The sequence below is a fragment of the Allobosea sp. BE125 genome (assembly GCF_031456075.1).
Lineage (GTDB): Bacteria > Pseudomonadota > Alphaproteobacteria > Rhizobiales > Beijerinckiaceae > Allobosea.
In genome coordinates, this window is the sequence record NZ_JAVDTY010000008.1 from 120,461 (window position 1) to 144,958 (window position 24,498).

Here is a 24,498-nt window from a genome sequence, read left to right on the forward strand (position 1 = left end):
CGCCTCGATGCGCGACCGGGGCCAATCAGAAAAACCAGATGCTGTGGGAGGACGATGTGAAGGACGATCAAACAAAGGGGCCGATCATCGGTCGGCGCGGCCTGATCATGGGCGCGTCCTCTCTGGGCGCGACGGGCCTGGTCTCAGGCAAGCTCGGCATGCCCTATATCGGCAATGCCGCCGCCGCCGAGCCGATCAAGATCGGCATGATCTGGGCCAAGACCGGCACGATCGTCGATCAGTCCGAATATCTCGCACAAGGCAGCCTGCTTGCCCTGGAGCAGCGCAACAACATGCTGCTCGGCCGACCGGCCGAGATCATCTGGCTCGACGAGCCCAACCCGCAAGGCGCACAGCAGAACGCGGAGCGGCTCGTCGGCGAGCACAAGGTCGTCGGCATCGTCGGGGGCGCGCTGAGCTCCTTTGCGCTCGCCATCTCGGCCGTCGCGAAGAAGGCGAAGATCCCCTACATCGCGGCCAATGCTGCGACAGGCGACCTCACCGGCAAGTCCTGCAACAAATACACCTTCCGCCTGCAGCCGCCGGTCGATGTCCATGCCCGCGTGCTCGCGCCCTATTGCGCCGATATCGGCAAGAAATGGTATCTGCTCACCGCGGCCTACGCTTTCGGCCAGGACATCAAGCGCGCCTTCTCCGAATACGCCACCGCCAATGGCTGCACGCTTGTCGGCGCCGATGAGGTGCCCGTCGGCACGCCGGACTACAGCTCCTTCATCCTCAAGATCCGCGCAGCCAAGCCCGATGTGGTGATCGGCGGTATTGCCGCGAGCGACCTGACGACGTTCCTGAAACAGTGGAACGAGCTCGGCATGCGCGGTCGCATTCCCTTCGCCGAGATTTCTGTCGGCAATACCGATCTCTGGGGCGTCGGCCCCGAAGCGGCCGATGGGCTCTATACCCTGACCTGGTACTACAAGAACCCGAACAACCCGCCCGAAGAGCAGGCGATGGCGGCCGATTACGAGAAGAAATACAAGCGCCCGGCCGCCGACAAGACCTGGATGGGCTGGATGGGCATGAAGAACCTGCTCGACGCCATCGAGCGCGCCAACTCGACCGAGCCCGCCAAGATCGTCGAGGCCCTGGAGGCGTGGAGCGTCAAGCGCGGCGACATCGATTTCGGCTATCGCGCCTTCGACCACCAGATGGTCAGCCGCCTCCTGGTTGCCAGCATCAAGCCGAAGATCACCGACAAATGGGACTATTTCGACGTGAAAGCCGAGTTGCCGGCCACGCCGTCCGGTGTCGCGCGGGCCTTCGGCAACCAGGCCGAGAGCATCTGCAAGATGGATTCGCTCTGAACTGAGGAACCGACGACCGGTTTTACAAACGCGGCCCGGGCCCTGCCCGGGCCGGTCCCTGACGCGCGGCCTGGAGCGCTTTCGAGCGAAGTGGCCGCCGGTTCGCGTGAAGAAAACGCGTCAAAACAAAGCCGCAGGATTCGTGCGCCATGCTCGACATGATCTTATCCCAGGCCGTCAATGGCCTGGTGCTGGGCTTCCTCTATGTGCTGATCGCGGTTGGGCTCTCGATCATCTTCGGGCTGCTTGGTATCGTGAATTTCGCCCATGGCGCATTCTTCGCGATCGGCGCCTATCTCGCCCTCGTGCTCAACCGCGAATTCGGCTGGTGGGCGGCCTTGCTCGCCCCGCTGCTCACCGGAGCGCTCGGGGTGCTGGTCGAGATCGTGCTGATCCGCCGGCTCTACGGCAAGGAGCCCCTGCTCGGGCTGATCCTGACCTTCGCGCTGGCGCTGTTGTTCGAGTCGGTGCTGCGCATGATCTTCGGCGGCGCTCCGCTGCCCTTCGCCGCGCCGCGCTTCCTCTCGGGCTTCGTCGAATACGGCCCGATCCTGATCACCAAATACCGCATGTTCGTGCTGGCCGTGACGGTGGCTGCGCTGATCGGGTTCTGGGCCTTCCTGACCTACACACCATTCGGCCGGATCATCCGCGCCGGCTCGCGCGATGCCGAGATGGTCGGCCTTCTCGGCATCAACCTGCCCGTGGTGTTCAGCTTCGTCTTCGGCATCGGCTGCCTGCTGGCCGGCCTTGCGGGCATGCTGGCCGCGCCCCTCTGGACGGTGAACCCGACCATGGCGGCAGGGGCCATCATGCCGGCTTTCGTCATCGTGACGATCGGCGGCCTGGGCTCCTATGCGGGTGCGATCATCGCCGGCCTCCTCGTCGGCCTGACCACGGCCATGACCATCCAGTTCCAGCCGGAATGGGCGGGAGCGGCCATGTATGTCCTGATGGCGGCCATCCTGCTCCTGCGCCCTCGCGGCCTGTTCGGCGAAAAATGGGAGCGCTTCGAGTGAAGACCCAACAGCTTCTCCGCCACCCTGCGCTCTGGGCAGCGCTCGTCCTCTCCGGCCTCACGGTGCTCTGGCTCATGCTGGGCGCGCCCGTCGGCCTGATCACGCAGATCGCGATCTACACGCTCTACGGAATGGGCGTGAACCTCCTCGTCGGCTATACCGGCCTCGTGCCGTTCGGCGCCTCGGTCTTCTTCGGCTGCTCCAGCTATGCGCTCGCCTTCTTCGTGCTCGGCCGCGTCGCGACCGATGTCGTGGCGCTCGTCCTTGCGGTCCTGTTCTCGCTGGCGCTGGCGCTCGTCCTCGGCGCGCTGATCCTGCGCCGCAAGGGGCTCTATTTCTCGCTGTTGACGCTGGCCTGTTCGCAGATCGCCTTCGAGGTCGCGTTCAAATGGACGGCCGTCACCGGTGGCGAGAACGGCTTGCAGGGCGTCGAGCGCCCGACCTTTGTCTCGGATCTCGGCTTCCATCTCTTCGCCGTCGCAAGCGTCGTCATAGGCATCGCATTGTTGTGGCAGATCGCGCATTCGCCCTTCGGCCGCGCGCTCCAGGCCGTGCGCGACAATGAGCAGCGCGCCCGCAGCCTTGGCTACAATGTCTACCTGCTGCGGCTCGGCTCCTTCCTCCTGATGGCCGGCTTCGTCGGCTATGCCGGGGCATTGCTGACGCTGCTGCTGCAAGGCGTCTACGCCAATAATCTGAGCTGGCAGCATGCCGGCGATGCCCTGCTGATGACCGTGCTTGGCGGCGTGCACCATTTCCTCGGCCCGCTCTGGGGCGCGATCACCTTCATCATCATGGAGAACCGGCTTTCGGCGATCACCGAGAACTGGTGGCTGATCTTCGCGCCGATCCTGATCCTGTTTGCTCTCCTGTCTCCGGAAGGCATCCAGGGACTGGTGCAGCGGGCGCTGCGGCGCGAACGCTGGACGCTGACGCGCAACACGATCCCGCCCCGCCCCGCCGTGATCGCGCCCTATGCAAGCGCAGCCCAGGCGATGGATCCCGACAAGCCGATTCTGGAGACGAAGAAGCTGAACAAGCGCTTCGGCAGCCTCGTCACCGCCCATGACATCGATTTCGAAGTGCGCCCCTTCGTGCTGCATTCGATCATCGGCCCCAACGGAGCCGGCAAGACGACCTTCTACAACATGCTGACCGGCGTGCTGCCGCCGAGCGGCGGCAAGGTCTTCTTCGAGGGCCGGGACATCACCAGGCTGCCGATGCATGCCCGCGCCCGGCTCGGCATCAGCCGCTCCTTCCAGATCCTGTCGGTTTTTCCCAATCTCAGCGTGTTCGAGAATGTCCGCATCGCCGTGCAGGCCCAGAAGATCGGCGCGCGCGGATTGCTGAACGACGCCCATGGCATCGACGCGATCAATGCGCGCAGCTGGTCGCTGCTGGATGCGGTCGGGCTCGCCGACAAGGCGGCCTCTCCTTGCGCAGACCTTCCCCATGGCGCCAAGCGCCTGCTCGAGATCGCGGTGACGCTGGCGATCGAGTCCAAGCTCCTGCTGCTCGACGAGCCACTGGCCGGCCTCGCCGAAGCTGACCGCATCATCGTTGCAGATCTCATCCGCCGGCTCGCGAAGAACCATGCGGTGCTGCTGATCGAACACGACATCGACCGTGTGCTGGCGATTTCGGACCGCATCTCCGTGCTGCATCAGGGCCGGATCATCGCGGACGGCAAACCGACCGAGGTGGCCAACAATCCGGAGGTCATCTCGGCCTATCTCGGCGCGGCCAAGAGTGCCGACCAGGCGGCGCCCGCCATCGAGCGTCGCGCCGCCGCCGCGACCGAGCCGCTGCTCGAGGCGCGCAATATCGCGGTCGGCTATGGCGGCAGCACCGTCCTCTCCGGCGTCAGCCTGGACGTCCGCAAGGGCGAGGCCGTCGCTCTGCTCGGCCGCAACGGCGTCGGCAAGACGACGGCGTTGCGCGCGCTCACCGGCAGCCTGCCGCTCGATGCGGGGACGATCTCCTTCGCGGGAACGCAATTGGCGAAGCTGCGCCCCTTCGAGATCAACCGGCTCGGCATCTCGCTCGTGCCGGAGGGGCGGCGCCTCTTCCCCAACCTCACCGTCGTCGAGAACCTGCAGCTCGCAGCGCGGCCAGGCGGAATGACACTGGAGGAGGTCTTCCAGCTCTTCCCCCGGCTGCGCACGCGCCAGGCGGCCAAGGCCGAGAACCTGTCCGGCGGCGAACGGCAGATGGTCGCGATCGCCCGCGCCCTGATGGTGCCGAGCAAGCTCATCCTGCTCGACGAGCCTTTTGAGGGGCTGGCGCCGGCCGTCGTCAACGAAGTGATGGACGCGCTGGTGAAGCTGCGCGGACGGGTCGCGATGCTGATCGTCGAGCACCATGCCGAAACCGTGCTGCCGATCGTCGACCGTGCCTATGTCCTGGTCAACGGCCAGGTCGCCTTCGCCGGCGATGCCACCACGCTCGAAAAGGATCACGCCCTCCAGGCGCGCCTGCTCGGCGTCGTCCATGGCGAGAATCAGAATCCGCCAGCCCATGCGGCTGTCGTCTGAACACGGAGATCATGACCGCGATGGATTTCAACATCACCGGCGCAACGCGCCTCAATCTCATCATCGGCGATCCGATCGCCCAGGTGAAATCCCCAGCCGGCATGACGGCGGCCTTCGCCGCGCGCGATCATGACGCCGTGGTGGCGCCCGTGCGGGTCTCGCCCGAGGACCTGAAGGATTTCCTGACGGTTGCGACCCGGCTGAAGAACCTCGACGGCATCATCGTGACCGTGCCGCATAAATTCGCCTGCCACGCGCATTGCAGCAGCGCGACCGAGCGCGGCGACTTCCTCGGTGCGGTCAACATCATGCGCCGCCGCAAGGATGGCGGCTGGCATGGCGAGATGGTCGACGGCCTCGGTTTCGTCGGTGCCGTGAAGGCAGCGGGCTACGATCCCCGCGACAAGCGCGCGCTCTTGATCGGGGCCGGCGGCGCAGGCTCCGCGATCGCGCTCGCCCTCGTCGATGCCGGTGTCCGCGAACTCGCCATCCATGACGCCGACACCACACGTCGCGACCGGTTGATCGAGCGGCTCAACGCCAGGAACAAGGCGAAGATCTTTGCCGGCTCGCCGGATCCGACCGGTTTCGACCTGGTTGCAAATGCGACGCCGGCCGGGATGAAGCCGGGCGACGCCTTGCCAGTCGATGTCGCGAAGCTCTCGCCTTCGACCTTCGTCGGCTGCGTCGTCACCGTGCCGGCCGTCTCGCCGCTGATCGAGACCGCCCGCAAGCTCGGCTGCCGGACCTCGACGGGAACCGAGATGTACCAGGCCCTGCAGACCGCGATGGTCGAATTCCTGCTCGCTGGCGAGAGGCTCGGCTGAGGAGGCCATCCATGTTCCAGAGCATCGACGCCATTCCCGACAACGCCAGCTACGACATCATCGTCATCGGCGCCGGCGGCGGCGGGCTGGCAGCTGCCGTCTTCGCGGCCATCGCCGGCAAATCCGTCCTCGTCGTCGAGCGAACGGAATATGTCGGCGGCACCACCGCGCTTTCGGCGGCGACGACCTGGATCCCGAATTCGCTGCATGCAAGCAAGGTCGCGACCGATGACAGCTTCGAGAAGGCGGCCGCCTTCCTGGCCGGCGTCGTCGGCAATCGTTCCTCCGCAAGCCTGCGCGAAGCCTTTCTGAAGAGCGGCCCGGACGCGGTCGCGGCGCTGGAGGCGAAAACCGACGTCAAATTCCGTCCCTACGCCACTCATCCGGACTATGAGCAGCAGGTCGAGGGCGCGACCATGCGCGGACGGGCGCTCGAGCCCCTGCCTTTCGACGGCCGCGAGCTTGGCGACGACCTCGCCCGCATCCGCCCGCCGATCCCTGAATTCACCCTTTTCGGCGGCATGATGGTCGACCGCACCGATATCGGCCATCTGCTCGGTCTCAAGGCATCCTGGAAATCCTTTCGGCACGCCGCCGCGATCCTGGCTCGCTATGGCCTGGACAGGCTGAAGAGCCCGCGCGGCACGCGGCTCGTCATGGGCAATGCGCTGATCGGGCGGCTGCTGCTCAGCTTGAAGAAGCATGGCGGCGCGGTCCTGCTTGGAACCTCGGTCTCGCAATTCCTCACTGGGGCGGATGGCGTCGCTGGCGTCGTGCTCGCGCAAGCCGGACAGACGCGAAAAGTCGAGGCGCGCCATGGCGTAGTGCTCGCGGCGGGCGGTTTCAACCGGCACAAGACGCGCCGCGCGGAGTTGCTGGCTTCGCCCGCTCCCGACTTCAGCCCGGCCGCGCCCGGCCATACCGGTGAGATGCAGGACCTGGCGCTCGGGCTCGGCGCGCGTCTCGGCGAAGGCAATCTCGACAATGCCTATTGGGCGCCGGTCTCGCTGCGGATGCGTCCCGACGGTTCGACCGCCGTTTTCCCGCATTTCGTGCTCGATCGCAGCAAGCCAGGTACCGTCTGCGTCGATCAGAGCGGGCGCCGCTTCGTCAATGAATCGACCTCCTACCACCTCTTTGTCCGCGCGATGTTCGAGGCCAATTGCAGCACGCCGACGATACCCTGCTACATCATCACCGACGCTGCCGGCCTGAAGAGCTACGGGCTGGGCCAGGTCCGGATGGGCGCGAAGAACCTCAAGCCCTATCTCGCCGACGGCTATCTCATCGAGGGCGGGACGGTGGCCGCCCTCGCCGAAAAACTCGGCATGGTGCCGGCCATCCTCGAAAAGACCGTCGCCAATATGAACGGCTACGCCAGGACCGGGATCGACCCCGAATTCGGTCGCGGCGCCACCGCCTATCACCGTGCCAATGGCGATGCTTCCAGGGGCCCGAACCCAACGCTCGGACCGATCGCGACCGCGCCCTTCTATGCGGTGAAGCTCGTGCCCGGCGATATCGGCGCGGCGACCGGCCTCGTCATCGACGAATGGGCTCGCGTGCTCGATGGCGAGAACCGGCCGATCGGTGGGCTCTATGCCTGCGGCAATGAAGCGAATTCGGTCATGGGCGGCACCTATCCAGGTCCCGGCATCACGATCGGCCCCGCGCTCACCTTCGCCTACCGTGCGATCCAGCATGCGTTGGGCCGTCGCGACGCCGCAACGGGACCGGCCTCGCATCGGGCTGAAGTCGCGGGATGAGCGGGCCAGACGAACTCTCCTGCGATCTCCTCGTCATTGGTTCGGGAGCCGGCGGATTGTCGGCGGCAGTCACGGCCGCCTGGCTCGGGCTCGACGTGATCGTGATCGAGAAGGAGGCCCAGTTCGGCGGCACCACCGCCTGGTCCGGCGGCTGGATGTGGATTCCGCGCAATCCGCTCGCCCAGGCCGCCGGCATCGATGAGGATATCGAGGTGCCGCGCCGCTATCTGCGCAGCGAACTCGGCGACGGCTATGACGAGGACTTCGTCGCCATGCTGCTGGAGCAAGGGCCGCGCATGGTCTCCTTCTTCCAGAATGAAACGAGCCTCGCCTTCATCGATGGCAACCGGATTCCGGATTTTCATGACCGCTCGGACGGTTCGGCGACGGGCGGCCGCTCGCTCTGCGCGGCGCCGATCGATGGTCGGATGCTGGGCTCCCGGATCAAGGATCTGCGTCCGCCGCTGGCCGAGGTCGCCCCCTTCGGCATGAGCATCGCCTCCGGGGCCGATCTGCAGCATTTCCTCAAGGCGACCCGCTCGCTGTCCTCCTTCCTCCATGTCGCGCGCCGACTCGGGCGGCATGCCTTCGACATGCTGCGCCATGGCCGTGGCATGCATCTGGTCAATGGCAATGCGCTCGTCGCCCGCCTGTTGAAATCGGCCGATGATCTCGGCGTGCGCCTGATGGCCGGGACGCCGGCGGGCGACTTGATCCGCGCGGGAGACAAGGTCGTCGGCGTGGTCGCGACCAAGGCTGGGCTGCCGCTCGCGATCCGCGCGAGGCGCGGCGTGGTGCTCGCGGCCGGCGGCTTCCCGCATGACACGGCCCGCAAGGCAGCGCTGTTTCCTCATGCACCCACGGGACAGGAACATTGGTCGGCCGCGCCTCTTGCCAATAGCGGCGACGGTATCCGGCTCGGCGAAAAAGCCGGTGGCCATGTTCGAGCCGGCCTCTCCGATGCCGGGGCCTGGGCGCCGGTTTCGCTCGTCCCGAAGGCCAATGGCGATGTCGGACGCTTTCCCCATCTGATCGAGCGGGCCAAGCCCGGCCTGATCATGGTGCGCCGCGACGGGCGCCGCTTCGTCAATGAAGCGGATTCCTATCACGATGTGATGAAGGGGCTTTTTTCCGCGACGCCTCCCGGCGAGGCGGCCGAGGCCTGGTTGATTTGCGACCACGCCTTCCTGCGGCGCTACGGACTTGGCCGCGTGCGGCCGCGCCCTTTTCCGACCGGGTTCTGGCTCCGGAACGGCTATCTGCGCAAAGGCCGCAGCCCGGACGCGCTCGCCCGCGCCTGCGGCATCGATCCGGCCGGGCTCAAGGCGACATTGGCCTCCTACAACCACGACGCCAAGCGAGGCAGCGACCCGCAATTCGGCCGCGGCGACAGCCCCTATAACCGCGTCCAGGGCGAAGCCTCGCATCAGCCCAACCCTTGCGTTGCGCCGATCGCTTCTGCGCCGTTCTACGCGGTGAGGATCGTGCCTGGCAGCCTCGGCACCTTCGCCGGCTTGAGGACGGACGCCAGCGCGCATGTGCTCGACGCCGCGGACCGGCCGATTCCGGGCCTCTATGCCGTGGGCAACGACATGTCGAGCATGATGGCCGGGCGCTATCCCGCCGGCGGCATCACGCTCGGCCCGGCCATGACCTTCGGCTTCGTCGCAGCCCATGACGCGGCCGGCGTCCCGCTCGCCAACAACCGTTCCTGACTCCAGCGAAAGAGGTTTCCCATGCGCTACGAGATCGCAACCCTGACCGTAAAGCTCGGCAAGGCGGCCAGCGTCGTCGCCGGCATCGACGCCTATGTGAAGGCGCCCGAAGCCAAGGGCACGCTGCTCGGCTGCTGGACGAGCGAGATCGGCGTGCTCAACGAGATTTTCGTGCTGCGCGGCTTTCCCGACGATATCGAACTCCAGGTCGAGCGCCAGCGCGCGCTCGACACGACGAACCCGTTCGGCGCCGGCGACGACATCGCCAGGCTGCATTTCGACAGCTACGCGCCCTTCCCCTTCCTGCCGCCGGTCAAGCCGGGCAAGCTCGGCAAGGTCTATGAGATCAGGACCTACAAGCTGAAGCCTGGCGGCGTGCCGGCGACCATCGCGGCCTGGGAAGCCGCCGTACCCGAGCGCGTTAAGCTTTCGCCACTGGTGATCGCCATGCATGCGCTCGACGGGCCGCCGCGCTTCACCCATATCTGGCCTTTCGCCAGCCTGGATGCGCGCGCCTCGGTTCGCGCCGATTCCGTCGCGAAAGGCATCTGGCCGCCGAAGGGCGGGCCGGAGTGGCTGACCGGCGAGATGCACTCGACGATCGCGCTGCCCACCGTGATCTCTCCCCTGTCCTGACCGGCAACCTTGCAAGGACGGAAGCGCTATGATGCCGACACTTTCGCTCGCCTATCTGACGAGCATCCCGCTTGCTCCGCCGGACGCCGTCTCGCTTGCCGCCGAACTCGGCTATGACGCAGTCGGCCTGCGCGCCTTACCGGCCGCTCCCGGCGGCGATTTCAGCCGCCTCATCGAGGAACCGGCGCTCCTGAGGGAAACAAAGCGGCGCGTCGCAGATAGCGGCGTTTCCGTCTTCGATGTCGAGATCGTCCGGCTTGCGGCCGACTTCAAGGTCGAGGCCTTTCGACCCTTCCTCGATCTCTGCGGTGAGCTCGGAGCCCGCGCGATCCTCGTCGCCGGAGACGACCCAGATGAGGCGAGGCTGACGGCCTCCTTCGCCAGCTTTTGCGCGGCGGCAGCCCCCTATGGCCTGACCGGCGACCTGGAATTCATGCCCTGGACCAAGGTGCCCGATGGCCGCACCGCATTGCGGATCGTCACCAAAGCGGGCGAGGCCAATGGCCGCGTGCTGGTCGATGCTCTGCACGCAGGCCGCTCGCAGACGACGCTGGCCGACATCGCGGCGATCCCGGCCGAGCGCTTGAGCTATGCCCAGATCTGCGACGCGCCGGGCGCAATTCCGAAGACGGATGAGGGCCTGATCCACACCGCCCGCTGCGCGCGGCTGCTGCCGGGTGAAGGCGGCATCGACCTCGTCGGCATCTTCTCGCAACTGCCGCAGGACTTGCCGGTCAGCGTCGAGGTGCCCCATCTCGAACGCATGGCCGCGCTCGGCCAGCGTGAATGGGCCCGCCAGGCGCTCGAGGCGACGAAAGCGATACTCGCTCAGCGCGATCAAGCCGTGGCGCGCGGCGCGAGCCTGCGCGAGGGAACCAGCACATGAACGCGATCGATCTGCGCGGCAAGACGGCGCTCCTGACAGGCGGCTGCGGCGGCATCGGCCTTGCCGTGAACGAACGCATGCGCGCTTCAGGCGCGACGGTCGTGACCTGGGACCTGGCGGAGGCCGCCGACGACCGGGTCGACGTCACCAGCGAGGAGGCTGTCGATGCCGCGATGGAACGGTTTCTCGCCCGTCATGGCCATCTCGACATTCTGGTGAACTGCGCCGGCATCACCGGCCCGAACCAGCCCATCGAGCGCTACACCCTGGCGGATTGGCGCCGCACGCTCGACGTGAACCTGACCAGCACCTTCCTGTGCTGCCGCGCCGCCGTACCGGCAATGCGACGGCGCAATGCCGGGCGGATCGTCAACCTCGCCTCCATCGCCGGGAAGGAAGGCAATGCGATGATGACGGCCTATTCGGCGGCGAAGGGCGCGGTCATCGCGCTGACCAAGGCGCTGGCCAAGGAACTGGCCGATACGGAGGTGCGCGTGAACTGCCTCGCTCCGGCCGTGATCGCGACGGATCTGATCAAACAGATGTCGGCGGAGACCTATGCGACGGTCGTCGCCAAGATTCCGCTTGGCCGCCCGGGCCGTCCCGATGAGGTCGCGGCCCTGATCGCATGGCTGGCATCGGACGAATGCTCGTTCTCGACAGGAGCCTGTTTCGATCTCTCGGGCGGCCGGGCCACCTATTAGAGGCTGTCAGGGCTTCCAGTGGTTGTCCGGCGGCGGACCCCAATCATTCAGGACGCAGCTATAGACAGCGCTCTCATCGAAGGGGTAGCGCGCTTCCATCTCGGGCGTCAGCGTCAGGCCGAGGCCCGGCGCGGTGGGGCGCAGCAGGCGACCGTTTGCGATCCGTCCCTGGTCGCCGATCATCTCGCGACCGAGGGGGAAATCGAGCATCGGGAGTTCGACCAGCCCGCCACCGCCGGCAAAGGCGGCATGGTAATTCGCCATGATCGCGGCAGCTCCGCCCCAGGCGTGCACGACGACGTCGATCTTGAGTGCGTCCGCAACCGCGAAGATCTCCATCACCGCGCTGACGCCGCCGATCACGGAGGCATCGGGCTGGACGAAGGCATAGGCGCCGGCGCGCATGCGCTCGATCATCTCTTTCGGTGTCGTGATGATCTCGCCGCCGCAGACAGGAACGTCGATGCGCTGGCGCAGCTCGCGGAAGGCCTCGGGGCTGTCGGGGCCGACGGCCTCTTCGAGGAACAGCATGCGCTGCTCCGTCCTGGCATGCACGGCCTCGACGAAGGCGACGACATCGTCCACGGGCTGCGGCGGATCGGCCAGATTCTGGCACATGTCGACGGCCACGCGAATGCCGCGCCTGGCCGCTTCCTCCAGCGCCCAGACGGTGCGCCAGATGTCGCGCTTGAGCGAGCGGATCTTGTAGATGCCGATGCCCTTCGCGCCGAGAAGGTCGAGTTCGCGGATGAACTGGTGCTTGGCGTCACAGCAGCCGCCACTGCCATAGATCTGGATCGAGTCGCGTTTCGCCCCGCCGAGCAGCTCATGGACAGGCGCGCCCAGGCTCTTGCCCCTGGCGTCCTGCAACGCGGCCTCGAACGCGCTGATGACATGGCGCGCCGCGCCCTGGAGCGACCAGTAATCGCACAGCGAGCGCAGATCCTTGACCCGCCGTGGAATGTCGAAGCCGTCCTTGCCCAGCATCAGCGGGGTGCAGAGATCGACGATCGATTTGAACACCAGCGGCGCGAACACGGCGAGATAGCCTTCGCCGATGCCGGTCACGCCATTGCCCAGCGTCACCTCGACCATGCCGATCGTGCGCTTCGGCCCGTTCGGGAAACAGGCCTTGATCTCGCGCTCATCCGCATCGGCATAGGGTGAACTCAACAGGACGCAGCGAACTCCGGTGATCTCAGGCATGGGTTCCCTCGTTTCGACCATGGCCACCATTTGGACCACGGCTACACTTGGCCGGACTCAGCGCGCGTCCATGATCTCCGGCATCATGCGCCGCGCGATCGGCCTCAGCCGCTCGGCCTCGGCTGCGTCGATCCAGCGATAGGGCCGGCGCAGGCGCGGACCGACAGGTGCCCAATTGCCGATTGCGGCGAGCAGCTTGTCCAGGGCGGCGTTGGAATAGCCATGGTCGCGCCGGAACGGCAGGATATGCATGTCCATGAATTCGCAGATGCGCTGCTCGATCTCGCGCGCCCCTGCGATGTCTGTCCGCATCATCTCGGTCCATAGCTGGGCGCCGCGCGGGCTGAGGCAGGCGACATTGGAGAAGGCCCCGGCCGCGACGCCAGCCTGAACCCCGGTCGCGAGATGGTGGCCCGGCACATATAGCGCCCAGTCCCGCAGATGCTGATCAGCCTCCGCGTACCAGTCGGCATCGCCGTCAGCGAGCTTGACGCCGACGACCGCGGGCACTTGTTTCAGCACGGTGGCCAGCGTGGCCGGCGACAGCACGCGCTTCGCATGCGGTGGATTGTAGAGCACGAGCGGGATGTCTCCCGCCGCCTCGGCCGCCATCTGCAGGAAGTCCACGGCCTCGGGATCGGTGACCGGCCACCAATCCGGCAGGATCACCTGGATTCCGTCGGGCGCATGCGCAACCGCCCGGCGCAGCCGGTCGAGCGCCAGGCTCGGATCGGGCTGGCAGGCGCCGATGACGAAGGGCGTCTTCGACCGGCTGCAGTGCTCGGCCAGGATGCGCTGGATTGCGTCGAATTCGGCCTCGGTCTGGTTGCAGCACTCGCCGGCGGTGCCGTTCGAATAGATGCCGTCGACTTTGGCGGCGATCAGAACCTCGATCTCGTCGGCTAACCCCGACAGATCGATGGCGCCGTCGGGCGCGATCGGCAGCAGCAGCGTCGCCCAGTTGCCGCGCAGTTTGCCCCATTTGCCCGCTCGCTCGAGCTTCCCGGCCATCGTCGTGTCCCGTCCCGTCGCCTTGTTGACTTAAGGGATATCCTACAAGTAAATATCGATCAACCAACGGACGGCATCCGCCAGTGCTCGGAGAGGGCACCCCGCGCGCCACCCATGACGAGGTCGAAGGCCCGTGAACCGGACGATCAAGCCTCTGGTGAAACCGCAATCGCTGCACGCCTCGGTGCTCGAAAGCGTCAAGGCTTACATCGACGAGAGCGGCCTGCCTCCGGGCAGCCCGCTTCCGCCGGAAAACGACCTCGCCCAGCAGCTTGGCGTCAGCCGCAATTCGGTGCGGGAAGCGGTCAAGGCGCTGGAATCCGTCGGCATCGTCGAGACCAGGCGCGGCATCGGCATCTTCGTCAGCGACTTCTCCTTCGCCCCGCTGCTCGACAACCTCGCCTTCGGCCTGCGCGGCCGGCTCGATGATTTCGAGGAACTCCTGACCATTCGCCGCGCGCTGGAAGGCGCGTTGATCGGCAGGACGGTGGAGATGATCGGCGCCGACGACATCGCCGAACTGCGCGCCATCACGGGCCAGATGAAGGCCAGGGTCGATGCGGGCAAAAGCTTCCTGGAGGAGGATCGGCGCTTCCACCGCACCTTGTTCCGCTGCCAGAACAATCAGCTCCTGCTGAAGCTGCTCGACATCTTCTGGCAGGCCTTTGTCAAGGCCTCGGACTTCTTCAATCTCGAAAACCGCGATCCCGTCGCCACCTGGCGCGATCACCACGAGATCGTCGAAGCGGTCGCAGCACGCGACGCCGAAACGGCGCGCGAGCGCCTCGACCACCACTATCACGGCATCTCAAAAATAATAGCAGCCAGCAAGGCGAGCTAATGGGAGGTTACCATGACCATGAGGACCTATCGTAAGGCGCTGATCGGCGCAGCGTTGCTGGTCGGCACGATGATGACCCCGGCCTTCGCCCAGATGAAGACGATCACCGGCGGCTTCGACGTCGGCCCAGGCGGCCTGCAGGGCAATTTCAACCCGATGACGGCGCCGGCCGGCTACACATGGCTGAGCACCTATTTCGAGCCGCTGGTCACTTATGATGCCGGCCTGACCAAGCTCGTGCCGGCATTGGCGGCGAGCTGGGAGATCAGCCAGGACAAGCTGAGCTATACCTTCAAGCTGGCGGAAGAGAGCTGGCATGACGGCCAGAAATTCACCGCAGCCGATGTGAAGTTCACCATCGAGCTCAACAAGAACCCGAAGACTGCGAGCCTGCTGTCGGCGCGGCTGTCCGCCGTCGACAGCGTCGAGGTCAAGGACCCGCGCACCGTCGTCGTCAAGCTGTCGCGGCCCGACAACGCCCTGATCGTCAGCTTGACCAAGATGATGATCCTGCCGGCGCATGCGCTCGCCGCGATAGCACCGGAAGACATGGCGAAGAACGCGATGTGGTCGACCAAGCCGATCGGCACCGGCCCGTTCAAATTCGTGCGCTACGAGACCGACCGGTTCGTCGAACTCGCGGCCAACGAAACCTACCGCGGCGGCAAGCCCAAGGTCGACCGCCTGATCAACCGCTATTTCGCCAATGCGGCTGCGGCGATCTCGGCGCTGCGGGCCGGCGAGATCCAGTTCACCTATATCGAGTCCGACGACGTCCCGACCTTCAAGGGCAACAAGGACTACACCATCATCGAAGGCGCCTCCTACGTCGCCAATTATATCGGCTTCAACAACCAGGTGCCGCTCTGGAACGACATCCGCGTCCGCCAGGCGGTAATGCACGCGATCGACCGCAACACGATCATCGACAGTCTCTACAAGGGCGCGGCCAAGAAGGCAGATTGCGGCTATGTCGAAGGCAGCCTGATCCCCAAGGGGCTCGACGAATATGCCTATGACCCGGCCAAGGCGACAAAGCTGCTCAAGGAGGCCGGCTGGGACAAGATCAACGGCACCAAGCCGATCTCCTGGATCACCTATTACAACAACCCGCTGACCGCCAACGTCATGGCCGCGGTCCAGTCCATGCTCGCCCAGGTCGGCATCAACGTCGTGCCGCGCGCATTGGATTCCGCGGGCTATAACGGCATCGTCATGTCCAGGACGCCGAACCCGGCCGATTTCCCGCTGGTCTATGCCGGCCTGCAGAATGGCCCCGATCCCGGAACGCTCAATCTCGGTCTGAACGAGAGCCAGATCCCGCCCGTCGGCCAGAACTTCCTGCAGATCAAGCTTCCCGAACTCAACGCCGCGCTGAATGCCGCCGTCGCCGAGACCGACCAGGCCAAGGCAACGACGAAATATCAGGACGTCTGTGCCGTCATGAACAAGACGCTGCCCTGGGGCACGATGTGGGTCGCCAACCGCTACGGCGTCGCTTCGGTCAAGCTCAAGGACTTCGTCTGGACGCCGGCGCCGGGCGGCGGGCCGTTCGCAGCCACGCCGGAGAAATGGTCGATCGCGCCCTGAGCTCCCCTCGACGACGGCGTAACCCATGCTTGGCTTCTATCTGAAACGGCTCGCCGCCGGCCTGATGATGCTGATTGCGCTCAGCATCATGGTCTTCGTGCTGCTGCGCCTGGCGCCGGGGGACCCGATCGACGCCTACCTCAATCCGCTGGCCCCGCTGAGCCAGGTCGAGATGGACGCGCTGCGCCAACGGCTCGGGCTCGACCAGCCCTGGCCGGTGCAGTATCTCGCCTGGCTGCGCGCGGCGCTCGGGGGCGATCTCGGCTACTCGATCGACCGGGCCGGCGTACGCGTGCTGCCGCTCCTGGTCGAGCGCACCGGGCCGACGCTGCTGCTGATGCTGACCGGCCTGGCGATGGCGATCGTCCTGGGCATCGCGGCAGGCGTGGTCGGCGCGGTCAAGCGCAACTCCGCCATCGATGTCGGCCTCGGCGTGCTCGCCTTCCTCGTCATCTCGACCCCGGCCTTCCTCAAGGCCCTGCTCGGCCTCTATGTTTTTGCGGTGGTGCTGCGCTGGGCTCCCTCGGGCGGAATGCTGACGCCGGGCGCGCCCTTCTCGCTCACCGACCTGCTGGCTCACCTCACCTTGCCCGCTTCGCTGCTCGCGCTCGTCTATTCCGCGCTGTTCATGCGCTACATGCGCTCGTCGATGATCGAGGTGTTGAACCAGGATTATCTGCGCACGGCCCGGGCCAAGGGTGTCGGCGAATTCGCGGTGATCGTCAGGCATGCTCTGCGCAACGCCATCCTCCCCGTCATCACCCTGATCGGCTCGACCATCGGCATTGCCATCGGTGGCGCGATCTTCATCGAAAGCGTCTTCGACTGGCCGGGCATGGGGCTCCTGATGGTCAAGGCGGTCGAAACCCGCGACTACCCCGTGATCATGGGAGCGACGCTGCTGATCGGCGTCGGCGTCATCCTGGTCAACCTTCTGACCGACCTTGCCTATGCGGTGGTCGATCCGCGCATTCAGGTGAGCTGATGAGCGCCGATACGCCCATGGCCGCAGGCGCAGCCACCTCACGAAGCCGGGGCCGCAGCCCGCTGCAGCGCGCTCTCGGGCGCTTCTTTCGCAATGGCGCGGCGATCGCGGGACTGCTCATCCTCGTGCCCGTGCTGCTCGCCGTGCTGACTTATCCGTTCTGGTGGCGCTATGCCCCCAACAGCATCGATCTGCGGGCGCTGAACTCCGGGCCGACAGCGGCCCATTGGCTCGGCACCGATGGGGTCGGCCGCGACACCTTGGCCCGCCTGCTGCAGGGCGGCCGGATCTCGCTGCTGATCGCATCGGTCTCGGTGGCGATCTCGCTTCTGATCGGCTTTCTCGTCGGCGCGATCGCAGCCTTCGGCGGGCGCGTTCTCGACGGCACGATCATGCGTTTCGTCGATCTCGCCATGACGCTGCCGCCGGTCATCCTGCTGCTGGTGCTCGCCTCGATCACCGGCACCGGCATCCTGCCGACGATCTTCGTGATCTCGCTCCTGTCCTGGCCAGTGCTGTCGCGCATGGTGCGAGCTCGCCTGCTGGAGCTGCGCGAACGCGATTTCGTCGTCGCCTCCCGTGGCTTCGGCGCCGGTCTCGGGCACCTGCTCTTCCGCCATGCCTTGCCGAACTCGCTCGACATCCTCGTGGTCTACGCCACCGTGCAGTTCGCCAATGCGATCCTCCTCGAAGCCGGCCTCTCCTTTCTCGGCATGGGCATCGTTCCGCCCGAAGCGAGCTGGGGCAACATGTTGAGGGCAGCGCGCTCGACCGTGGTGCTGGAGCTGCACCCCTCGCAATGGATGCCGGCGGGCGCCGCGCTCGTAGCGACCGTGCTCGCCATCAACTTCATCGGCGACGGCCTCCGCGACGCCTTCGATCCGCGCACAGACCTCAAGTGATTCAAGCAGAGAAAGTCCAGACTCATGGCACGCTTCCACGGAGTGGTTCCCCCGGTCGTCACCCCCCTCACAAAGGATTATCGGGTCGACTACCCATCCTTCACCCGCGTGATCGAGCATCTGCTCGAGGGCGGCGTCGATGGCCTGTTCGTGCTGGGGTCGACCAGCGAAGTCGTCTTCCACGACAATGACGAGCGTCGGAAAATCATCGAGCACGCCGTCAAGATCAACAATGGCCGCGTGCCGATCTTCGCCGGCGTGATCGACCCGACGACCGACCGCGTCATCCAGCATGCGAAGGTCGCGCAATCCGCCGGCGCCGACGCGCTGGTCGTGACCGCACCGTTCTACACCCGCACCAGCCAGGCCGAGACCATCGACCATTTCCGCTATGTGCGCGAGGCGGTCGACCGCCCGGTCATCGCCTATGACATCCCCGTCTGCGTCCACATCAAGCTTGAGCGCAAGACGACCGTCACGCTCGCCCGCGAAGGCACCGTGGCAGGCCTGAAGGATTCCAGCGGGGACGACGGCAATTTCCGCTTCGTCAAACAAGACCTGGCGGACATCCCCGATTTCTTCGCGATGACGGGGTCCGAGATTGTGGTCGACAACGCGGCGTTGATGGGCGCCCAGGGCGTGGTGCCGGGCCTCGCCAACGTCGACCCCAAGGGCTACGTCAAGCTCTGGCGGCTGACCCAGGCCGGCAAATGGGACGAGGCCCGCCAGGAGCAGGAACGGCTCTGCCGGCTGTTCGAAATGGTCTGGATCTCGCTCGGCCGCACCAGCGCGGGCTCGGCCGGCGTCGGCGCATTCAAGACGGCAATGCAGCTTCTCGGCGTCATCGACACCAACACGATGGCGCGGCCGCAACGCTCCCTCAACGCCGAGGAAGCAGCAGCCGTCAAAACGATTCTCAAGCAGACCGGGCTTCTCGACTAGATGTGAGCTCTCAATAGGTTGTCCATCCGGTCCCGAGCGAGGAAGCTGAGTTTGCGAAGCTTCAGAGCCCTCGGGGAGGAACCGGATGAACATCCACAAGAATGCCCGTCTGACGCCGCTGGGTCGAGAGCGGATTGTGGCCATGGCGGCTGCTGGCTCGGCATCTGTTGTGATCGCCAGCGCGGTTGGTGTCAGCCTGAAGACGGTCCATAAGTGGATCGCACGCTTCGCCGCCGAGGGCGTGGCCGGGCTGGCCGACCGCTCGTCGCGTCCCCACCGGCTGCATCGCCCGACACCCGATGACGAAGTCGAGCAGATCATCGCGTTGCGGCGCCAGAAGCTGAGCGGTCAGGCCATTGCCCGGCAGGTCGGCGTCTCGCCGGCGACGGTGAGCCGGATCCTGCGGCGGGCGCGATTGAGCCGGATGCGCGACCTCCAGCCGGCCGAGCCGGTGCGCCGTTACGAGCGCGCCCATCCCGGCGAGTTGATCCACATCGACATCAAGAAGCTCGGCCGCATCGATGGCGTCGGGCACCGCATCACGGGAGATCGAACCCGCCAGAGCAACCGGCGCGGACGCGGCGAAGGCCTCGGCTGGGAATTCGCCCATGTCTGCATCGACGATGCCTCACGGCTGGCCTTCGTCGAGATGAAGCACGACGAGAAGGCACCCAGTGCCGTCGCCTTCCTCAGGGCGGCCGTGGCCTATTACGAGCGCCTCGGCGTCACCGTCACCCGCGTCATGACCGATAACGGCTCATGCTACAAAGCCCACGCCTTCCGCGATGCCTGCCGCGAGCTCGGGCTCAAGCACATCCGGACCAAACCCTACACGCCCAAGACCAACGGCAAGGCCGAGCGCTTCATCCAAACCGCGCTGCGCGAATGGGCCTACGCCAGGCCTTATGACCACTCAGACCGGCGAACAGAGGAGCTGCCGCGTTGGCTCCATCACTACAACTGGCATCGACCACACGGTGGCATCAATGCCAAAATCCCAATCAGCAGACTCGCTCTCGACGAGGACAACCTGTTGAGGCTCCACAACTAGAGCATCGACCCGAAAAGTGGGAACCGGTTTTCGGGACAAGCCGATACAAGATCAAAACCTGACGAGCCTCAGAACGACACTTTCGCTCTGAGGCAATGGTTCGAAAATGATCAGGCGGGCCGGTTCTGACGCAAGCCGGACCACCTTGGGCGATTCTGTCGAAGGCCCGCAGCGGCCCAACTCGGCACGATGCGCCTCATCCCTTTTGACGACTCGACAAGCGCGCCGGCCACACCAACGCCGGAATTGCTCAAGGATTAGGCAGATACCGACGCAGCCCTGACCATGCGCCCTCTTCCCGAACGATCGCGAATAGGCATAGGCTGCCCGAAATGGGGAAAACACCTGCGATGGTCGCGTTCGATGAAATGACCGGCTCCGGCTCCGATTTGCGGCCGGCCTATGCTGAGCTCGACCGCTGGCTGAAGGAAGCGCCACCGGAAACGCTGGCGCTGCGGCGCAGCCAGGCCGAACTGTTCTTCCGCCGCATCGGCATCACCTTCGCCGTCTATGGCGATGAGGAGTCGACCGAGCGCCTGATCCCCTTCGACATCATTCCCCGGGTCCTGACCAAGCCGGAATGGACCAAGCTGGAGGCGGGCCTGCGCCAGCGCGTGACCGCGCTGAACATGTTCCTGGCCGATGTCTACGGGCCGAAGGAATGCCTCAAGGCCGGGATCATCCCGCCCGACCTGGTCTATGGCAATGCCTGCTACCAGCTCGAAATGGTCGATTTCCAGGTGCCGCACGGCATCTACTGCCACATCGCCGGCATCGACGTGGTCCGGGTCGATGCCGATACCTTCTATGTGCTGGAGGACAATGCGCGCACGCCATCGGGCGTCTCCTACATGATGGAGAACCGCGAGGTGATGCTCAGGCTCTTCCCGGAGCTCTTCGCCACACATCGCGTCGCACCCGTCGACAATTATCCCGACCAACTGCTGGCGACACTGCGCTCGGTTGCGCCGCGCAGCGCGCCCTCCGACCCCTCGATCTGTCTGCTGACGCCCGGCCAGTTCAATTCGGCCTTCTACGAACACTCCTTCCTGGCCGACAAGCTCGGCGTCGAGCTGGTCGAGGGCTCGGACCTGCTGGTCAAGGACGACGTCGTCTATATGCGCACCACGCAGGGGCCCAAGCGGGTCGATGTGATCTACCGGCGCATCGACGACGACTTCATCGACCCGCTCGTCTTCCGCGGCGACTCGGTGCTCGGCGTGCCCGGGCTGATCGGCGCCTACAAGGCCGGCAATGTCACGCTGGCCAACGCGGTCGGCACCGGCGTCGCCGACGACAAGGCGGTCTACAGCTACATGCCCGAGATCGTGAAGTTCTTCACCGGCGAGGAGCCGATCCTGAAGAACGTGCCGACCTGGCGCTGTCGCGAGCCCGAGGCCAACGCCTATGTGCTCGACAATCTCGAGAAGCTCGTCGTCAAGGAGGTCAACGGCTCCGGCGGCTATGGCATGCTTGTCGGCCCGCACGCCAACAAGGCGCAGATCGAGACCTTCCGCAAGAAGCTGAAGGCGAGCCCCGAGGGCTTCATCGCCCAGCCTACCCTCGCCCTCTCGACCTGCCCGACCTTCGTGGCCTCGGGCGTGGCCCCACGCCATGTCGATTTGCGCCCTTATGTGCTTTCCGGCGCCAACGGCATCTCCTGCGTGCCTGGCGGCCTCACCCGCGTCGCGCTGAAGGAAGGCTCGCTCGTCGTCAATTCCAGCCAGGGCGGCGGAACCAAGGACACCTGGGTGCTCGATGCATAATATCAACAGCGGCATCCAACCCGGACGGAACGCCGACGCACCGCGCCTCGCCACGAAAAGGCCCGAACTGACCATGCTCTCGCGCACTGCCGACAGCCTTTACTGGGTCTCCCGCTATGTCGAGCGGGCCGAGTATCTCGCCCGCATCCTCGATGCGACGATCCGATTGACCAACCTGCCCCACGCCTATGGCGGCGCCGGCACGGAATGGCAGAGCGCAGTCTCGACCGCCGGCTGCGAGGAGGCTTTCGCCACGGCCTATGGCGAGGCCAATGAGCGCAATGTCTGCGACTTCCTGACGTTCAACCCCGACAACCACTCCTCGATCCGCAACTGCCTGGCGCTCGCCCGCTCCAATGCGCGCGCGGTGCGCACCGCGCTGACCTCGGAGATGTGGGACGCGCTGAACGGCGCCTGGCTCGAGCTGCAGCGCTTCGAGAAGAAGCGCATGGACCGCGAGGAACTGGCGCGCTTCCTGGACTGGGTGAAAAACGTCTCGCTGGTCTTCGACGGCTCGGCCTACCGCACCATGCTGCGCGACGACGGCTACTGGTTCTCCAGGCTCGGCGTCTATGTCGAGCGCGCCGACAACACGGCCCGCATCCTCGACGTCAAATACCATGTGCTGCTGCCGGCCAATGAGCAGGTCGGCGGCTCGCTCGACTATTTCCAGTGGACCACGATCCTGCGCGAGGTCTCGGCCCTGACCGCCTATCACTGGGTCTATCGCGAGGCTGTGAAGCCGCTGCTGATCGCCGATCTTCTGATCCTGAACCGGCGCATGCCGCGCTCGCTGGCGAGCTGCTACGAGAACATCTCGCGCTTCCTCGACGCGCTCGGCGACGCCTATGGCCGCCAGGGACCGGCCCAGCGCCAGGCGCGCAAGACCCTCGCCAACCTCAACAACACCCGCATCGACGACATCTTCCAGCACGGGCTGCACGAGTTCATCTCGGACTTCATCACCGAGAATAATCGCCTTGGAGGCACCATCATCGAGCAATATCTGCAATGAAATTGGGCCTTGGGCTCGCTTCCAGCCGCATGGCCCGTTAAAGAGAGGCCGTCCCGCCCCACCGCCCGAGACCCAGCGACGCCATGCGGATCCGGATTTCCCACTCGATCGCTTACGCCTATGCCGAGCCTGCCCGGCACATCACGCAGATCCTGCGGCTGACTCCGCGCGACCATGACGGCCAGCACGTCATGTCCTGGCGCATCGAGCCCACGGTCGATGGTCGCCTGCGCGCCGGCCAGGACCCTCACGGCAACCTGATCCACACCTTCTCGGCCGATGGCCCGATCGCGACGCTGGCGATCCAGGTCAGTGGCCTGATCGAGACCACCGACCTCGCCGGCGTCGTGCGCGGTGGCATTGAGCGCGTCCCGCCCGAGGTTTTTCGCCGTGACACGCTGCTGAGCGCGCCAGACGAGGCGCTCCGCAGCTTTGCGCTGGAGACGACGCGCGAAGCAGGAACGCCGCTTGCCAGGATGCACGCCCTGATGGACGTGCTGCATGAGGAGATGACCTGCCAGGAGCCCGCCGACCGCACCGGGATCGGCGCCGCCGCCGCCTTCGCGGCGCGCAAGGGCATCGCGCAGGATCTCGCCCATGTCTTCATGGCCTGCGCCCGCCATCTCGGCATGCCCGCGCGCTACGTTTCCGGCTATGTCGCCGAAAGCCAATCCCTGCCCCATGCCAGCGGCGCCCATGCCTGGGCTGAGGTCCATCTCGACGATTATGGCTGGATCGGCTTCGACTGCGCCAATGGCCTGTGCCCGATCGACACCCATGTGCGCGTCGCCTCGGGCCTCGACTATTCCGATGCCGCTCCAGTGCGCGGGGCGCGCAAGGGCGGCGACGGTGAGCGCCTCTCCGTAGTCGTCAGCGCGCGCCAGGCCGCCGGCTTCCAGGCCAACCAATGACGGAGCGGCCGGGAGCCTCCCGGCCAATCCCACGACAAGGACCCACCTCGTGACCTATTGCGCCGGAATCCTCGTGCAGGACGGGCTGGTGATGATCGCCGACACCCGCACCAATGCCGGGCTCGACGACGTCTCGACCTTCCGCAAGCTGCATGTCTTTTCCACGCCGGGCGAGCGCACCTTCGGGTTGATGACAGCGGGCAACCTCTCAGTGACCCAGTCGGTGGTCAGCCTGCTGCATGAAGGGCTGGCCAATCCCGAAACCGGCGAGATGGACACCCTGCTCAACGCGACGACGATGTTCCGCGCCGCCCAGCTCGTCGGCCGTGCGATTCGCGCCGTCAGGGACATGGATGGCGCCGCCATGAAGGAAGCCGGCGTGAAGTTCGACGTCTCGATGCTGTTCGGCGGCCAGATCAAGGACCAGCCTATGCGGCTCTTCATGGTCTATGGCGCCGGCAACTTCATCGAATGCGGCATGGATGCGCCCTTCCTCCAGATCGGCGAGCATAAATACGGCAAGCCGATCCTCGACCGCGCCGTGACCTACAAGACGCATCTCTACGACGCGCTCAAGGTCGGCCTGATCTCGATGGATTCGACGATGCGCTCCAATCTCGGCGTCGGCCTGCCGATCGACCTGATCGTGCTGCGCCGCGACGTCGCCGAGCCCGAGCTCAATCGCCGGATCGAAGCCGGAGAGCCCTATTTCCACGACCTGCGCGAACGCTGGTCGGCAGCGTTGCGCGCGGCCCATACCGCGATACCGCGCCCGCCCTATGGACCACCCACTGGTTGAAAACCACAAAGAATCCGCACCCGCGGCAACGGGATGTCAACGATCCCTTGGCATTATGCATGTCCTGATG

The 24,498-nt window shown here is 65.8% G+C and carries 21 protein-coding genes; 19 read left to right on the plus strand and 2 right to left on the minus strand.

Annotated features, from left to right (window positions below; genetic code table 11):
- Positions 1–56: 56 nt before the first annotated feature.
- The 9 genes from J2Y55_RS18600 to J2Y55_RS18640 all read left to right on the plus strand — a co-directional run bounded on the left by J2Y55_RS18600 (position 57) and on the right by J2Y55_RS18640 (position 11,409).
- Positions 57–1,322 carry an ABC transporter substrate-binding protein gene (locus J2Y55_RS18600; RefSeq protein WP_310156584.1) on the plus strand — a complete coding sequence of 422 codons (1,266 nt, stop codon included), beginning with the start codon at positions 57–59 and terminating at the stop codon, positions 1,320–1,322.
- Positions 1,323–1,471: 149 nt separating this feature from the next.
- Positions 1,472–2,341 carry a branched-chain amino acid ABC transporter permease gene (locus tag J2Y55_RS18605; protein WP_310156586.1) on the plus strand — a complete coding sequence of 290 codons (870 nt, stop codon included), beginning with the start codon at positions 1,472–1,474 and terminating at the stop codon, positions 2,339–2,341.
- Positions 2,338–4,875: a branched-chain amino acid ABC transporter ATP-binding protein/permease gene (locus tag J2Y55_RS18610; protein ID WP_310156588.1), complete on the plus strand. Its 2,538-nt coding sequence runs from the start codon at positions 2,338–2,340 to the stop codon at positions 4,873–4,875. The genes J2Y55_RS18605 and J2Y55_RS18610 overlap by 4 nt, the downstream gene beginning before the upstream one ends.
- 20 nt (positions 4,876–4,895) lie before the next feature.
- On the plus strand, positions 4,896–5,702 hold the full coding sequence (locus J2Y55_RS18615) for a shikimate dehydrogenase family protein (RefSeq protein ID WP_310156916.1): 807 nt from the start codon (positions 4,896–4,898) through the stop codon (positions 5,700–5,702).
- Between the two features lie 11 nt (positions 5,703–5,713).
- Positions 5,714–7,468 (plus strand): FAD-dependent oxidoreductase, encoded by a 1,755-nt coding sequence (locus tag J2Y55_RS18620; RefSeq protein WP_310156590.1) that lies wholly within the window; start codon positions 5,714–5,716, stop codon positions 7,466–7,468.
- Complete coding sequence (locus tag J2Y55_RS18625; protein WP_310156592.1) at positions 7,465–9,183, plus strand: FAD-dependent oxidoreductase; 1,719 nt, start codon at positions 7,465–7,467, stop codon at positions 9,181–9,183. Before J2Y55_RS18620 ends, J2Y55_RS18625 begins: the two co-directional genes overlap by 4 nt.
- Before the next feature lie 21 nt (positions 9,184–9,204).
- Entirely contained in the window at positions 9,205–9,819 is a 615-nt protein-coding gene (locus J2Y55_RS18630; protein WP_310156594.1) for an NIPSNAP family protein, read from the plus strand.
- Positions 9,820–9,850: 31 nt separating this feature from the next.
- On the plus strand, positions 9,851–10,705 hold the full coding sequence (locus J2Y55_RS18635; RefSeq protein ID WP_310156596.1) for a sugar phosphate isomerase/epimerase family protein: 855 nt from the start codon (positions 9,851–9,853) through the stop codon (positions 10,703–10,705).
- Positions 10,702–11,409 (plus strand): SDR family oxidoreductase, encoded by a 708-nt coding sequence (locus J2Y55_RS18640; protein ID WP_310156599.1) that lies wholly within the window; start codon positions 10,702–10,704, stop codon positions 11,407–11,409. Before J2Y55_RS18635 ends, J2Y55_RS18640 begins: the two co-directional genes overlap by 4 nt.
- A 6-nt stretch (positions 11,410–11,415) precedes the next feature.
- On the opposite strand, the gene J2Y55_RS18645 is transcribed toward J2Y55_RS18640, so the two are convergent.
- The gene (locus J2Y55_RS18645) at positions 11,416–12,615 is read right to left on the minus strand and encodes a mandelate racemase/muconate lactonizing enzyme family protein (RefSeq protein ID WP_310156600.1); all 1,200 of its coding nucleotides are present in this window, start codon (positions 12,613–12,615) and stop codon (positions 11,416–11,418) included.
- Positions 12,616–12,672: 57 nt separating this feature from the next.
- The gene (locus tag J2Y55_RS18650; protein ID WP_310156603.1) at positions 12,673–13,626 is read right to left on the minus strand and encodes a dihydrodipicolinate synthase family protein; all 954 of its coding nucleotides are present in this window, start codon (positions 13,624–13,626) and stop codon (positions 12,673–12,675) included.
- A gap of 133 nt (positions 13,627–13,759) precedes the next feature.
- Between J2Y55_RS18650 and J2Y55_RS18655 the strand changes: the two genes are divergently transcribed.
- From J2Y55_RS18655 to J2Y55_RS18700, 10 genes are all read left to right on the plus strand, one after another.
- Positions 13,760–14,467: a FadR/GntR family transcriptional regulator gene (locus tag J2Y55_RS18655; RefSeq protein ID WP_310156605.1), complete on the plus strand. Its 708-nt coding sequence runs from the start codon at positions 13,760–13,762 to the stop codon at positions 14,465–14,467.
- Positions 14,468–14,479: 12 nt separating this feature from the next.
- Positions 14,480–16,057: an ABC transporter substrate-binding protein gene (locus J2Y55_RS18660; RefSeq protein ID WP_404978968.1), complete on the plus strand. Its 1,578-nt coding sequence runs from the start codon at positions 14,480–14,482 to the stop codon at positions 16,055–16,057.
- Between the two features lie 25 nt (positions 16,058–16,082).
- Complete coding sequence (locus tag J2Y55_RS18665) at positions 16,083–17,042, plus strand: ABC transporter permease (protein ID WP_310156607.1); 960 nt, start codon at positions 16,083–16,085, stop codon at positions 17,040–17,042.
- Positions 17,043–17,059: 17 nt separating this feature from the next.
- Positions 17,060–17,944 (plus strand): ABC transporter permease, encoded by an 885-nt coding sequence (locus J2Y55_RS18670; RefSeq protein WP_310156920.1) that lies wholly within the window; start codon positions 17,060–17,062, stop codon positions 17,942–17,944.
- 24 nt (positions 17,945–17,968) lie between these two features.
- Positions 17,969–18,886, plus strand: coding sequence for a dihydrodipicolinate synthase family protein (locus J2Y55_RS18675; RefSeq protein WP_310156610.1), 918 nt, complete (start codon positions 17,969–17,971; stop codon positions 18,884–18,886).
- An 85-nt stretch (positions 18,887–18,971) separates the two neighbouring features.
- The gene (locus tag J2Y55_RS18680) at positions 18,972–19,937 is read left to right on the plus strand and encodes an IS481 family transposase (RefSeq protein ID WP_310156612.1); all 966 of its coding nucleotides are present in this window, start codon (positions 18,972–18,974) and stop codon (positions 19,935–19,937) included.
- Positions 19,938–20,287: 350 nt separating this feature from the next.
- Positions 20,288–21,703: a circularly permuted type 2 ATP-grasp protein gene (locus J2Y55_RS18685; protein ID WP_310156614.1), complete on the plus strand. Its 1,416-nt coding sequence runs from the start codon at positions 20,288–20,290 to the stop codon at positions 21,701–21,703.
- Between the two features lie 73 nt (positions 21,704–21,776).
- On the plus strand, positions 21,777–22,718 hold the full coding sequence (locus J2Y55_RS18690; protein ID WP_310156922.1) for an alpha-E domain-containing protein: 942 nt from the start codon (positions 21,777–21,779) through the stop codon (positions 22,716–22,718).
- An 83-nt stretch (positions 22,719–22,801) separates the two neighbouring features.
- The gene (locus J2Y55_RS18695; RefSeq protein WP_310156616.1) at positions 22,802–23,629 is read left to right on the plus strand and encodes a transglutaminase family protein; all 828 of its coding nucleotides are present in this window, start codon (positions 22,802–22,804) and stop codon (positions 23,627–23,629) included.
- Between the two features lie 49 nt (positions 23,630–23,678).
- Positions 23,679–24,428 (plus strand): proteasome-type protease, encoded by a 750-nt coding sequence (locus tag J2Y55_RS18700; RefSeq protein ID WP_310156619.1) that lies wholly within the window; start codon positions 23,679–23,681, stop codon positions 24,426–24,428.
- Positions 24,429–24,498: the final 70 nt, after the last annotated feature.